Below are 15,548 nucleotides of genomic sequence, written 5' to 3'. Positions count from 1 at the left end.
ATAATAGAGGTGAAATTATGAGTAACTTTAATGTCGCTTATAGTGCTGGTGGGAACTTAGATAAAATAAAAAAGGTTGAAAATATAGAAGAAATAAAGAACATAGAAAGTATAGAAAAAATAGATAGCCTATCTAAAATAGAAAAAATAGATACTCTTAAAAATATTGAAAACTTAGAGCAAGTTAAAAGCGTGGAAAAACTTGAATCTGTTTCTAATATAGATAATCTCAATGAAGTTAATGTAGTAAATGAAATAAAGGAGATAGGAAGTATAAGAGGATTTGCATCAAAAACACAACCATATAATTATATGAGACTAATAGAAGTTCCAGCACTTAGAGGAGTATTTGAAGAAGAGATAGTTTTGTTTCCATCTGAGGTTGAGATTCTTGCTATATCTGTTACATGTAGTGGATATGGAGAAAATGACCACTATAATTTATATTTTAATGGGCAATTGTGGTTTAAAGATTGGTATTTAGGGGAAGTAAAAGAAGGTCTTTTCTTAGGCTCATCTACATATGTATATCTAGCACCTTCAGATTCAAGAGTAGTTTTAAAATTTCATAATGATAGTGGAACTTCTAAGAAATTATGGTTTGGTATAAGAATGTTAAAAGACCCAGAACCAATTTAGATATGGAAAGGAAAATTAAATATGTTAAGTAATGAAATAAAAGACTTTGTCTTCCATGAGTTTAAAACAGATGCAGATAGTTTTGTAAAAGATTTAGCAAATGTTTTAGCTTTAGGAAATTATACTAAAGAAGTAAAAGATGTATCTGGAAATTTAATGAGAAAGTCATTGCCTTCAAAGGAGGATTGTTGGAATATAGTATATCCAAATCCAAATTTTAAACTTATAAAAGATAGAGAAGTCTCTTCTTTTGATGAAATAAATTCAAGAGAATATGAGATAATAACTAAAGCTCAGATTTCTAAAATAACTGATTCTGTTGTTGTAAGAGCTGTTACAAGACCAGCTGATAGAATCACTCAACAAACAACAAAAGTTGGTTCTGAGGAAATTTCAAAATATGGACTTCTAGATGAAGCTATAGAAGAAAATACTGTTATGTATCTAGAAGTGTACTTTCCAAAATATTTATGTGATACAGAATTGGATGACCCTACTCAACAACGAGATGGAAAAACTGTACCAAAGGTTGTAAATCTAAAAACTGGTGTAAAAGATGCACAAGCTAGAAACTATCATAACTGTTATATGAGAATTTTTGATAATCCAAATAAGGATTATTCTGGGCCAGCAGAAAATGTTATAGATATGGTAACTGGAGATATAGCTGAATTTAATTCTGCTTCATCTGAATGGTGTAAATTATCTTGGTTCACAGATTTTGATGAAAAGTTTAAATCTGAGCTTGGTATAACTGGATCAGATGCTCTCTTAAGAATTCCTATTACATCTTCATTAAATAATAAGACTAAAATAAGAGTACTTGCTAATGTACATCCGAATAGAGTACTTATAAATGTTACAGGAAATCCAAATGTAGATTATGAGGATAATAGATATTTAGTTGGTCAAGCATATATAGGTTCTATTGACAGTTTTGATTTTGCTAAAAAAGACATAGCTGGAAATTTTGGTATATTTGCAACTTCTTCATCTGTGCCTTCTATACCAAAGTTTAATATTAAATATAGTGAGCCTTTTAATGGAGTTAATACACTTGGAACTGATAGTGGAAAAACATCAGGAAAGACTGTTATATCAAATGCAGGAGCTAAATCAGCATGGGTAAATATAGGTACATTCCCTTGGTTGAACAATTCACTATTTAGTACTAGACCTGCAGATACTGTAATAAAATATACATATAATAGAAGGGATATACCGAGAGATTTTGGAGCAAATATTGCAGGTGGAAAAACGACTATATATGAACCTAGTTTACAAGTTACAATAGGTGCATCTGTAAATAGTGAATTTGTATCTGAGTTTGGATTAATGAATCCAAATGTAAAATATAATAACGGATATGGAACATATTATATCACAGCTAATGCAAGAACATCCATATCAAGAGAAAAAGTTACTTTTCCGTCGGAGCTGCCAATAACTATAGATAAACCAATAGTAAAGGACATGACAGTTGAAGTTCAGGTAACTTATAATGAACAAGACTTATACAACTATATAAGAAAATATGTAGCACAAAATGATGGAAAAAGTTTTTTAAATGACTTAAGCTACTATATCTATGGTTCACAAGATGGAATGGTTGAAAAACCAATTTATTTTTATCTAGGTTTTGATGAGGTAGAAGAAAGAACTACTCAAGAAGGCGGTTCAAATAGAGATAAGTATGGAAATCTCGTGGATATAAAATACCATCAGACTTATGGTGTACATACAGCAAATGGAACGACAGATTTTGCAATGTATAAAACAGATTCTGCTGACTATTTCCAAAGTCACTATTTTATGTTCTCATCAACAGAGCAATTCATGAAAAAGCACATGTATGGTAAATCAGTTTATACAAACGAATACTTTGCAGATAGAATAAAAATTGTTCATAGTGCAGAAGGTGTTCGTGGAGCTTTATCAGGTATGATAGTGATAGATGCTGAATCACTTTTCCCATTTGATGAATTAATAGTAAACAAATCTTTTGAGAAATACGAAGACAAACCAGAAGAAACATATATATACCTTCCATTAACTACTCCTTATACTCCTTTTGCAAATTCCCCAAATGAAAGATATGGTGTTGGAATATTAAAAGAACTTAAATATAATGAAAGCAATGATGATTCTAAGTGTGAAGCTGCATTAAGAGAAATACAAGATATGTATAAAGATATTTATTCTTGTACAAACAATACAGAATCAGTTTATTTTTCTGATAAAACAAATAATGGATTAGAAATAATATGGGATTCTTCTGATACGAATATATTAAGTTTTTCTAAAGGAGCAGATGTTGAAGAACCTACAATAGAATTAAAAATATCTCCTGAAAACCCGACTTTAACAGTTGGAGCAAAAAAATCTCTTTCCTTACTTGAAGGAGAAGAAATAATCGCGAATGATAAAGTAATTTGGATTTCATCAAGTGAAAGTATAGTTACTGTTTCTCAAAATGGAGAATTGACAGGGGTAAAAATAGGTGGAGCTGTTATAACTGCTAGATATAAAAGCAGAAAAGTCCAAACCGAAGTAAATGTAAATGCTACAGATGAGTTGAATGAATCAGATTTACCAGAAGAACCTGTTATATAAAATATGATTAGAAATGGAAAGGATGAATATTAATGTTAGGTATAATTAATAGACCAGATTTCTATGAAGGGGATAAGGAAATATACTTATCTGCCAATGTAAAGTCTGGAGAAGTCTCTAAAACTAAAAAATTTAAGGTGCTTGTAAAAGCATCAAAGCGAACTGATTTACAAAGTGTCCTAGAGGATATAGGAAACATATCTATACCAAGTATAGTTACAGAAAATCTAACATTTATACAAAAAGGTAGTTGTGGTTCGACTATAGCATGGTCATCTTCTAGTCCAAATATAATAGGGCAATCAGGAAGAGTAACAAGACCTGTCTTTGGGGAAGCAGATGCAAAAGTTACTATAAATGTTATTGTATCAAAGGGAAGTGTAAGTAGAAGTAAAGAATTTAAGGTTACAGTACCAGCATGGACTCAAGAAGGTGAAGTTGAATCTGCAGCTAATGCAATAACTTGGGAACTTATTAGAAATAAAAATTCTGATATAAATAAGGTTACAACTGATTTAATACTTCCAACTACAATAGGAAATGAAATAGCAATAACATGGACTACAAGTAATTCTACTTGTCTAAGTGATAAAGGGGTAGTCACTAGACCTGCATATAAAGATGGTGATAGTATTGTATCTGTTACAGCAACTCTTACTAAGGGTGAACTTACATCTATGAAGACTATAACTAATATTAGAATACTTAAACAAGACCCTACTAATCAAGAAAAAGTCGATGATTTTGTAAAAACTTTTGACTTTGCTTCATATATTGCACCAAATAAATCATTAACAGAACTTAGCAATAATTTTACATTACCTGCTAAAGTTGAAAATATGTCATTAGCTTTTTCAGCACTTGATAATGAAAGTGAAGATTTAACATCAGCAAATATAAAATTAGAACTTGATAGTCAGGCTCTTTCTTATAAAGCTACAATAGTAAGACCTAGTTCTAGTCTTGGTGATTTTAGTTTTAATCTAAAAATCGAAGCAAAAATCACTGTCTCATTAGAAGGAGAAACATCAGAAGAAATTAAGGCTTCTAAGATATATTCAGCTAAGATATTAGCTATGATTGAAGAATAGATGATTGCAACTTTTAAGTTTAGCACTGGCGTTTTCGTCAGTGCTAATTTTAAATATAATCTTTCTGGAGATGAAAACTCTATAAATATATTTTATAAGTTAGAATGTGAACGTACAGAAAGTAATATAGAAAATACTTTGTTGAGGTTAAAGAATGACAGAAGGTCAGTGAATATTAGTAAAAAACAGAAATTTTTTATAAAAAGTAAGAAGTCTTTACAACCAATATCAGTTAAAAATATCTATCTAAATAAAATATCTAAAAAGCTATATGATAGAAATAGTGATGAATGTATAAATTGTTACAAAAATTTTAAGGAATTTAGAAATTTTAATGATGTATTGAAGTATTTAAGTAGAGAAGATCAGTATTTAGATAAATCAATTATAGAGCATATATTATTTGTAGAATATAAAGATATTAGAAATAAAATTCAAATAAATAATGATTATAATACATTTCAGACTAATCAAAATACGTTGTCTTTCCAAAATAATATAACAGAAGTAAGTAATATTGATAAATATCTAAAAAATTATGATTATGAAGATATGATAGACATACCAAGTAAACAAATTTTTGGAGACAATATAGATATAAATATAAGTAAAACAGAAAATGATACATACATATTTAATTTTGAAAAAAATATTAGAGATTGGGATAAAAAAATAAATATAAATGATTATATAAATCTTGAGAGTTCAATAAACAACAAAATATTTATAGAAAAACTAAAGTTGGTTGAAGGCTATATTAAAAACTTATTCATAGATTCACAAAAACTTATAAAAGATGGAGACTTGAGAAAGATTCTTGTTGAAGAAAATAAAACATCTACATCAAATTCTTCATCTGATGTATATATTAATTTGCCTTATTTTATTGATATACCAAACATATCAGAGATTTTAATAAATGACAATATAAAGCTGAAAAATAATTTTAACAAACAAATACTTATAGAAGATAAAAAGTATTTATCAAAGGGATATTCAAGTAAGATACAAACATTTTTAGAATCTAAATACACATTATATAAAGGTGAAGATTATATAGAGTTATATAACTTACTAGACAATATTGAAAAAAACATATATGGTAGTCTTCATGTTATAGATAATATTAAAAATTTTACACATGCAGGTTCAAATATTCAAATATATGAGATACTTGATAGTTATGATTTTGTAAAAGGTAAACCTACATTTAACTTATATAATATAGATGTAACTACAAGAAAGGCTGACAATCAAAAAATTTATATTTCTAGTATAGATTTATTTTCCAAATACTATAATCCAAAGTTTGATTTTAAAAATGATGAATATAACTTATTAATATCAAAATCTAATAATAAGGAAACATCAATAAAGGAATATGAGTTATTTGGAAAATATCAAGAAGGTAATTTGTATTATACTGACCTAATTGTATATCCAGATTACCTTTCAAAATCTTCATTATATGTATTTGAAAACTATATATATAAGATGTTAGTAAGTAGCAAATACAATCTTCTAATAAATAAAGAATTTGAAAAAGGAACAATACAAAAAAATGACTTTAAAACATTTTATGATTCTAATCTGATAAATTTTTATAAAGAAAGTAGTTTATTAAGTATTTCAAGCCATATAGATGAGTTATATAAATGCAATGCCAATCTTTATAATATGTATCAAATTCAATTTGGAATAATAAAAAAAATCAAAGGTGTATTATCTAACAAATCACCAATTGAATTAAAACTTTCAAAGTCACCTACATATAAAAATGATGATGGATGCTTTGGAGTTGGGACAGAATATTTTCCTGAGTTTGTGGTTATTGATGGAAGTCAAGATGAACTAATTCTTCCCAAAAACGGTTTTGATTATAATATATATAAAGATAAGATATTTGGTGACAACTTTATAATAGCAGATAAGGACAAGTATGTAAAAAAATATACACAAGCAGGAAATCAAGTAATTGAATTGCCTATAGAAAATCCAGTAGATTATTTTGCGAGTATAGCAATAGATGTTATAAATATAGATGTTTCTGTTATGAAATATGTTCTTGATACACTATACAATCAATGGAGGCATAATATTTATAGATATGCTGGTATAGAGCCTGAAAAAGCTATAAAAGATTTAATAGATTCAACTATGAAATATATAGGTGAAAAATATTATTGGGATAGATGTAAAATACCACATCTTGAAAGAACATTGAAACTTTTCTTATGGTATGCAGAAATGAGTATATTATGTAATTCAGAGTATGAAGTTGTATATATAAGAGAAGACTGTGAGATTGATTACTCTAAAAGAACACTGGGAAATTTAGAAAAAAACATATTATATATTGATAACTTAGAATTGACCAACGATTTTGTTTTATCAAGTAAACAAAAAGGTATAAACTCTGGATTAAAATTTAAAGTTAATCAAGAATTTGATTTACAATTAAAATTTAAAGCTTATATGGAAAATAGTGGCGTGCTAGAAATACATATAGGAGAAGAAATTTATACATTCTTAGGAGATGAAAAGCCATCTTATAATATAGATTTGACAATTCCAAAAGAAGTTAAAGAAGTAGAAATTTTGTTTTTTTATGATAATGATGAATCTTTCATAGATATAGCAGTTTTCAAAATAAAAGATATGTTCAATAAAGCTGTTAATATAAAGTATCTTGGAAAGCTTGGAAAAACGAATAAAACTGTTGAATATTTGATAGATATGTTAACTATTGCAGGTGAATCTATAGAGGATACACAAGTTAAATTGGGAATTCAAAACTCAGTACAAGTTGCATATGCACTTGATACATTTAAAGATTACATGTTTAAACATCATGATAATAAAGAAAAAGGTAGACGAAGAGTAATCAGGAAATAACAAGTATAAATTACTAAGTAATTATCAAAAATGTTAGAAGGGAAGAGATATTATGGTAAATTATCAAATTCAATACAAAGAGAAAGTAAATCAAAATGTATTATCTGGACCACCAAATGAAGCAAATGAATTTTGGAGAGTAGTATGTGACATGCCAACTTTACAATCAGCAATAGCAACTACTAAATCACTAGTGAAAAAATATGGGTATGAAAATTTTCAGATATGTAAAGTAACTAGTATAAGGGTTGAAGTTCATGCAGAGTAAAAAAAATTTGAATAAAATATCTACAGGACATATATTTAGTGAGGAATTTAATGGTGCAATGAATCCTCTATGGGATATATCTCCAAGTGATAATAATAGAATCACCTTTACAGGTGATTCTATTAAAATACTTGAAAATGCTGACAAAACAGAATTATTGATACCATGTCCAAAAGAGTCTGGATATGTATTTCAAACACATATAAGATATGAACCAAAAGAATCTAATAATGGTGGTTGTATAGTAAAGTCTATTACAGAAAATTACATAGAATGCGAACTATCAGCAGAAATGGAATTAATATATTATTCATATTTAAAAGTAATATATTCTGAGAACTTTGTATTAAATCTTAGAGCATCAAAAGATGGATTAAATTGGGAAGATTTTGGAAGTACAAAATTACTTGATTCTAATTCTATAGGATATTATCTAAATGACAATAAAAATTCATTAGAAATATTTAATTGTGAAATGTATAAGAGTAATTTTATAACACTTATAGGAATTGATAAAACACAAAATATTAAAATATATGATGAAAATAATGAAGAAATAGTTACAAAGATAGATATGAAATATACTAAAGATTCTGTTGTAGTTGATTTATCATCAAAACTTTTTCCAATAAACAATGTAAGGATAGAAGTCGAAAGTGAAGGTAGATTATTTGACAGTGTGACTATAGACAAGTTGTATGGTGGAGATGTGTATTCATTTGAACCAGAAATTAAATTTATTGTGGATGAAGCTAATATAAATAATGGTGATTTTGATTTAGGATTAGTACAAGGTAAAGATAGAGTTTATGAGTTAAAAGTAGCAAATGAAGGAAATCTTACTAAAACTGGAATTTTAAAAATAGTAGGAGTTTCTAGTTATGATAAAGGCAATAGCATGGCTTATTTGATGCCATATGGGGATTCAAGTGGAAATTCTGATTTATTTAAAGAATTAGAGGTTAGTTTGTTGCCTGGAACTACAACTAAGTTTTTGATTAAAATAATAAAGGACTCTAGTTGCATAACAATTGATGATAAATATAGTTTTAATATTATATTCATGTAAGGTGGTAGGTGAGATGGGTGTAAAAATAAAAAGATATGGAAAAACAGAATATTTAAATGACCATAATCAATTAAAAAATACGGATATAGAAGATCAACATCCAATAAAAGCTATTACTGGATTGAATAAAAAACTAGATGATATAGACAACAATATAAATATTAATGTAAATAATATAAGAAGTAACAGAGAAGATATAGATATTATTAATAGAATGATAGAAAATGGAGAGATTGGTGGAGGTTCTGGTGGTGTAGCTGATATAACTCCCCTTATTGAAAGAGTAAAAGTGTTAGAACAAAATGTAGTTATACTAAATGGTAATAATTTGGAACTAAAAGAGTTCGTGGCTAATATATTATGTGAAGTAAATCGTTTAGAGGGTGAGCTTGTGAAAACAAAGCTTATTGTAGATGAGTATCATAAAAATACTAATTTAAATAAAAATAGTTTTACTGACACTTTGATAAATGATGACTATATACAAAATCTAATTGATTGTAAGATTGATATAAATAATGATAATGTGACATAAAGTGAGGTGATAACATGCAAGGAATAGATAAACACACTTTAGTATACTTAAAAGCAGAAGATTTCATTGACAGCAGTTTTAATAATATAGAGATAACTTCTGGCGGTGCTCAAATTATAGATGATGGTTGTTTTGGAAAATGTTTTAATTTTACAAATGTAAATCAACGATTAAGAGTTCCAGATGGTTCATATAAATTAAATGATGAATGGACTATAGATTTTAGATTATATATGAATTCACTAAGCACTCCTACAACTTTTGATATTTTAGGTAAAGGATACTATCAAGGTGGAGTTAATAATGGATTTGTTATTAGAATAGAAGATAATGGATTAATTCGTATTATGTTAACCACTGGTTCAACAGTAAGAAACCAATTATTCACTTCAACTAAAGTTATAAAGGCTAATATATGGCAACATGTATGTTTTATGTACAAAAATTATAATTTAAGCATTTATATTGATGGGAAATTCGCATGTTCTTTTGTTGATTACAATGTAGATATAAATGGTACAGGTAGAGATTTAATCTTAGGTGGAGGATGGGAAAATGATTCTACTAGAACCTCAAATCATAGAATAGATGAATTTAGAATTTCTAATATAGCAAGATGGACAGACGATTTTGAAGTGCCAACAGAATCGTACTATTATTCTCCTAATATTGAGATAGTGGAACAAACAGAACATCATATAAGTTTTAATGTATTATCAAATACAACTACTGTAAATAAAGTTAAAGTCTATATAAATAATGAAGTAGAAAAAGAGTATATTGATACCTTTGAAAACTTAATATTTGATATTATATATGATGATAAATATATAATTGGAGAAAATGAAATAAAATTTGTTATTGAATACAATGAAGCTAAGAATGTAGAAGAAAAGATATATCATTATAGACAAAGAATTGATGAGAATACAGTGTTCTTTCTAAATGGAACAGATATAATAGATAGCAGTTATAATCCCAAAGTTATAAACAATAATGGAGTAACAATGTCTGATGGTGGTAAATTTGATAAATTCTATAATATGAAATCTGGATATCTACAAATACAAAATTTTAATCCTCACTTTAGAAATTTTTCAATAGAATTTTATTTGAAGTTTAATGATAATAGTACACAAGATATATTATTTGATACTAGAGTTTCTTCTTATAACAAAGGATATTTAATTTATACAGAATCTAAAAAATTAACATTCTATCTTAGTGATTATTCATATTCTTCTATAGATTATTCAAACTTCGATAAAAGTGTTTACCATCATTTCGCTTTTGAAATTAAAGACTACAAATATATAAAGATTTATCATAATGGTATACTTAAAAAAACAGATACTTTATCTGAAATACCACAAGAACATGCAAGCAACAACATATATATGTCAAAAAGATGTGATGGAGGTAATTATCGTTTTACTAATGAATTAAGCATGTTTAGAATTTCTAATGTAAATATATACAATGAAAATTTTACACCAACAAATATTCTATATTGTTACGAACCTATATTGAAGGCAAACCAAGCATCTGAAAATCAATTAATATTATCAATAAATGATAAATCGAATGTAATGAATAAGCTTGAAATTTTCATAAATGGGATATTAAAAGAAACTATAGTAGATGATTTTAATAATATCAATTTTAATTTATTATTAGATGCTTACAGTGAAGGATTTAATAAATTTGAATTGCTAATGACATTCAACAATATTAAGCGTATTATAAAAAGGTTTAAAATTTATAAAAATAAAGAAAAATTAATACTTACAAGTAAATCTTTTGAAATTAAAAAAGTTCTATTTGATAAATCATATACTCATTTTAAACCTTTCTTTTTGGGTCGTGGAAGTGTTAATGTTTTATACTCAACAGATGATAATGGATTTACTTACTGCGATATTAACACTTTTACACAAATAAATTCAAATAATATAAAATTAATGTTTTTGATGGATTCAGATACTATAATTGATGCCTATAAAATTTATGTGAAAGATTGTATTGATATAAGTATCATTAACTTTGATGAAGTTTTACCTCCACCAAACAATATAGACAAATTCCCAATAGCTGGTGGTGGAGGACTTAGTGAAGAATTATTTGATGCAATAAAAAGTAATTTTGATATTTTAAACAATAAAATAATAGAAGAACAAAAATATATAAAAGATATAAACGATAGAATTATCTCAGTAGAAGATAAAGTATATGATATTGAATTTGATGTAGATGAATATCATAAGAATTCTGGTTTAAAATATAATAGACTAACTGATACTTTTGTTGATTATAGATATATAAAACAATTAATAGATTGTGAATTAGATATTACTAATGACAGTGTTACATAGAAAGAAGGTGAATAAATGGCTACAGTTGGAGATATACTTCCTCAACCAGAAATGGGTTGGAGAAGATATGATGATAATTATGTAAATATATTATACTCTAATCTATATCACAGATTTGATTTAAGTTCATGTTATGGTGGAGCATGTACATGTATTTCAAATGTATCACATGATAAAACTAATATCAATTTTAAATTTATTGGTACAAAAATAAGATTAATATGTGTTACCTGTGTTGATAGGTCTAATATTGTTGATATTAGTATTGATGGAGTCATTGAGCAGTTCAGCACTAGAGAAAATGTAAATAATATTTCTAAAATAGTATATGAAAAATTAAACTTGTATAATAAAGTACATAATGTTGAAATTTCAGTAAATAAAAATAGCGTAGTTCACTTTTTCTTAGATTGCATAGATATAGATGAAAATGGATATATGATGGATTTAATTGAAACTAAATTAAATAAAAAATCTACATTAGAATCTATGGAAATAGGAGATATAATTCCTTGTAAATATATAGCCCCTATTTCTGGGAAAGTAGGATATTTTTCAGAACTTGGAATTTGTAATTGTGATGGAATAGATGTAGACACTTCATCAGATACACCAGATGGAAAGTTTTATTTTATAAAAGTTGATGATAATAAATTTATTGCTGATAGAAATGTTCAATCATCTATTTCATGGAATGAATTAAATAAAAGTAAATTAACTTGTAAAATGTTTTCTCCAAATTCTTTAGTATTTGATGGTAAATCATCATATGTAAGTGTACCTATAGAAAAAATCAGAACCACTAAAGAGATAACAATAAAAATAAGAGTATATTTAGAAGACTGGACAGTTGGGGCAGAACATAGATTTTTTAGCTGTACACAAGTTGGCGGTTATGCTTGTTGTTATGTACCAGAAGATAGATATTTTAGATTTGAAATTTCTACAAATTCTACAAGTTCATATTTTATTACTGGATTTAATGTTGACACCTCTACTAATGGATGGAAAACTTTTTATATATCGTATAATGGAGAATCATTTAAAATATATGATGGATTAACTTTAAAATCAAATGAAAAACAAAAGGCTTCTGTTATATATGGAAATACAAGCCACCTTGTATTAGGAGGAGAACCTGGATTTGGATTTGACGTATCCGGAGATACTAGATTAACTGGAAAAATATCAGAGTTTGCAATATGGGATAAAGCAATAGACCCAGCAACTATAGAATATAATCTGACTGGTAATGAAGAAAATCTAATTTGTCTACTAAAATCTACTAATGCAATTGGAGATAGGCTTTATGATTTATCGCCAACTAAAAATACTGCAACTATTAGTAATTGTGTAAAAGAATATGATTATATTAATGATTATTATTATACTATTCCAAATGGAGGTATAGCCTATAATGATGATACAATTGTATCTTTTCCAAAGAAAGTTTTAACATCAAATGAAAGTGATGACTACATTTTAGAACAAAGTTCAACATACAGTGCAGGATATCTTGCGTATTTGGCTTTCAACAAAACAAATATAGATTCTAATGACTGTTGGCATAGTAATTCTGAAGCTAATCCATATATAAAAATATCATCAAAAAAAGAAAAAATACTAACTTGTGGGTTTATGTTAACCAACAGAAATTGTCCTGGCTCCATCCAACCTCCATCCTCTTGTACTGTATATGGAAGTAATGATAATACAATTTTCGAAAAGATATATGAAACATCAAATTTGCCTTCAGGAAATAAAGCAACTTCTTGTCATTATTTTAATTCGCAAGTAGAATATTTACATTATAAGTTTAATTTTCAACGTGTGGATTCATATGTAGCTATAGGTGAATTAGAATTATTTAAAGAAGATGAATATAAAAATACATCTCCAAGTTTAATTAATAAAAATAAAGGTGGCTGGCCAACAGAAAACGATTGGGATAAATACATAAGAAATAGTGATTTAAAAGGAAATATAACATCAGGAGATAATGATATATGGAATTATAACGATATAGCTTCCTTATGTAAAGAGAAAGTTGTTACAGGATTAAAAGATATTAACAATGAAAATATAGAACCAACAAGTGGAAATATATTAATACCAATTCGTGGGAAAACTGAAGATGTTGACGATTTGTCAGCAAAAAGATTTAATATATATTTATCTTCATCTGTTGCTAAAAATACAGGGTTTAGACCTATGTTAATTACAGAGGCAGGTGGAAAAAATGGCTAATATAGGAAGTGGTTTGCCACAACCAGAGCAAGGATGGAAACGATATGATAATGCAGATAGCAGAATAAAATATATAAATAAATGGACTATATATAATAATAATACATCTGCTTATAACAATACATCTTGCATATCCAATTATAAGCATAATGAGAATGGTGCATTAGAATTTAGATTTACTGGTACAAAACTACGATTAATGGATGCTGCTTCTGATGCTTCTCATACTAATAAATGTACTATAGAAATAGATGGAGAGAAATTTATAGCTAGCCAATGTACACCAAGTCTTGTACATCCTAATTACATTTATCAAATGTTATTTTTTGAAAAACTTGATTTAATTGATAGTATTCATACAGTTAAATTATATATAGAACCAGGAACTTCACCACCTACGAGTGCTCCTTATGGAGATCACTACTTAAGTCTAGATTCAATTGATATTGATACAAGAGGACAATTACTACATTATAAACTAGAACCAAATAAAATAATTAATGATATTCAAGTTGGAGAATATATATCTTGTGATTATACTTATGATAATGGATTTTCAAATTTTGGTGATGGAAAAACATTAAACTTTATCTGTGTTAAAAATAATTTTAATCAACATATCTTAATTTCCGATACAGTAATTCCAAACTTAAGCTTTGATGAAATAAACAATAAAGGTTTTATTTATGGAAAAGAATTGGATAATAACCCATATAAAGGTTACTCATGTATTATAAAATCAATTACAGACAGTCCATATAATGACAGTTACTTACATTCAGAATATAATAAATATATTTTAAATTCTACTTTAAATGACTTAATTATTTCTGGAAATAAAGATATATGGCATCACAATTTAGTATCTATAACTGACACTTTTTCTGATTCAGATAATACTAAAGTGATAATTAGAGGTGGTACAAGTTCAAATTTATATAATGTGGTAAATACATCTACTAAAAACGACACAATCGGGTTTAGACCAGTTTTAATTATAAATAATATATATTTATATCCAGAATTTAATATTGATTATACTTTTGGAGAATGTGATGGGATTATAAGCTTAACAAATATATTATTAGACAAAACAATAGAAGTATCAAAAATAAAAGTTAAAATAACAGATAAAAATAACATAGAGATATTATATACAGATTTATTAAGTGTAAATGAAGATAATTTAAATTTAGATATAAGTAATATTGAATTGTCAAATGGAGTAAATCTCCTAGAAATCATTATAGAAGATGAAAATGGCTATATTTCAAATTCTAAGTTTATAAAAGTATTTAAACATAATAAAGGTATTATTCAATATTCTAAAATAATCTTGACTGAAAATATATCATTTGATAGAGAGTATAAAAATATGAAAGTTAAATTAAAATCTACTGGTGCAATTATTGGAATTTACACTATAGATAATATTAATTACAATGTTTTTGACATAAATTCTATTTTTAACATAAATTCAAATAACGTTAATCTACTATTATTAATGGATAAAGATACTGTTTTAAATGCATATAAATTAATTTGTGATGATATTGAACCAATTAATTTTGATAATATTGAATTAAATCCACTTCCTCCATATAGCGAAGGAGGCTCAGAGTCTGTAAACAAAGAAGAGATAGTAAAAATAGTAAATGAAATTGTAAATCCGAAAATTGATTTAATAAATAAAAATCTAAATATATCTGATTTAAAAATTCAATTAAAATATGATAAAGAATTAAATCTTTCAGCTAATTATACATCTAACTATTATATAGACACTAAACTCGATACATTAGAAAGAGAAGGTGAATAAC

General features: G+C 26.6%; 10 protein-coding genes. All 10 read left to right on the top strand.

Translation table 11 applies throughout. The features are described 5' to 3' along the window. Positions 1 to 17 precede the first annotated feature (17 nt). The 10 genes from ACTG47_RS12160 to ACTG47_RS12115 are packed head-to-tail and all read left to right on the top strand — an operon-like array spanning position 18 to position 15,547. Positions 18 to 638 (top strand): hypothetical protein, encoded by a 621-nt coding sequence (locus tag ACTG47_RS12160; RefSeq protein ID WP_479924747.1) that lies wholly within the window; start codon positions 18 to 20, stop codon positions 636 to 638. A 21-nt stretch (positions 639 to 659) separates the two neighbouring features. Then, positions 660 to 3,251: an Ig-like domain-containing protein gene (locus ACTG47_RS12155; protein ID WP_479924746.1), complete on the top strand. Its 2,592-nt coding sequence runs from the start codon at positions 660 to 662 to the stop codon at positions 3,249 to 3,251. A gap of 32 nt (positions 3,252 to 3,283) precedes the next feature. Then, on the top strand, positions 3,284 to 4,342 hold the full coding sequence (locus tag ACTG47_RS12150) for an immunoglobulin-like domain-containing protein (protein ID WP_479924745.1): 1,059 nt from the start codon (positions 3,284 to 3,286) through the stop codon (positions 4,340 to 4,342). Then, positions 4,343 to 7,237, top strand: a complete 2,895-nt coding sequence (locus ACTG47_RS12145; RefSeq protein ID WP_479924744.1) for a hypothetical protein — start codon at positions 4,343 to 4,345, stop codon at positions 7,235 to 7,237. Positions 7,238 to 7,289: 52 nt separating this feature from the next. Beyond that, positions 7,290 to 7,505 (top strand): hypothetical protein, encoded by a 216-nt coding sequence (locus tag ACTG47_RS12140; RefSeq protein WP_054270811.1) that lies wholly within the window; start codon positions 7,290 to 7,292, stop codon positions 7,503 to 7,505. After that, entirely contained in the window at positions 7,495 to 8,574 is a 1,080-nt protein-coding gene (locus ACTG47_RS12135; protein WP_479924743.1) for a hypothetical protein, read from the top strand. Before ACTG47_RS12140 ends, ACTG47_RS12135 begins: the two co-directional genes overlap by 11 nt. A gap of 13 nt (positions 8,575 to 8,587) precedes the next feature. Next, positions 8,588 to 9,109 (top strand): hypothetical protein, encoded by a 522-nt coding sequence (locus tag ACTG47_RS12130; RefSeq protein ID WP_479924742.1) that lies wholly within the window; start codon positions 8,588 to 8,590, stop codon positions 9,107 to 9,109. Positions 9,110 to 9,123: 14 nt separating this feature from the next. Then, positions 9,124 to 11,481 carry a LamG domain-containing protein gene (locus ACTG47_RS12125; RefSeq protein WP_479924741.1) on the top strand — a complete coding sequence of 786 codons (2,358 nt, stop codon included), beginning with the start codon at positions 9,124 to 9,126 and terminating at the stop codon, positions 11,479 to 11,481. Positions 11,482 to 11,496: 15 nt separating this feature from the next. Then, entirely contained in the window at positions 11,497 to 13,728 is a 2,232-nt protein-coding gene (locus ACTG47_RS12120; protein ID WP_479924740.1) for a LamG-like jellyroll fold domain-containing protein, read from the top strand. Then, positions 13,721 to 15,547, top strand: a complete 1,827-nt coding sequence (locus tag ACTG47_RS12115; protein ID WP_479924739.1) for a hypothetical protein — start codon at positions 13,721 to 13,723, stop codon at positions 15,545 to 15,547. The genes ACTG47_RS12120 and ACTG47_RS12115 overlap by 8 nt, the downstream gene beginning before the upstream one ends. Position 15,548: the final 1 nt, after the last annotated feature.

The sequence above is a fragment of the Clostridioides sp. LIBA-6622 genome (genome assembly GCF_056716095.1).
The sequence above is the reverse complement of the archived record's forward strand: the minus strand, read 5'-3'. Positions and strand labels throughout refer to the sequence as shown.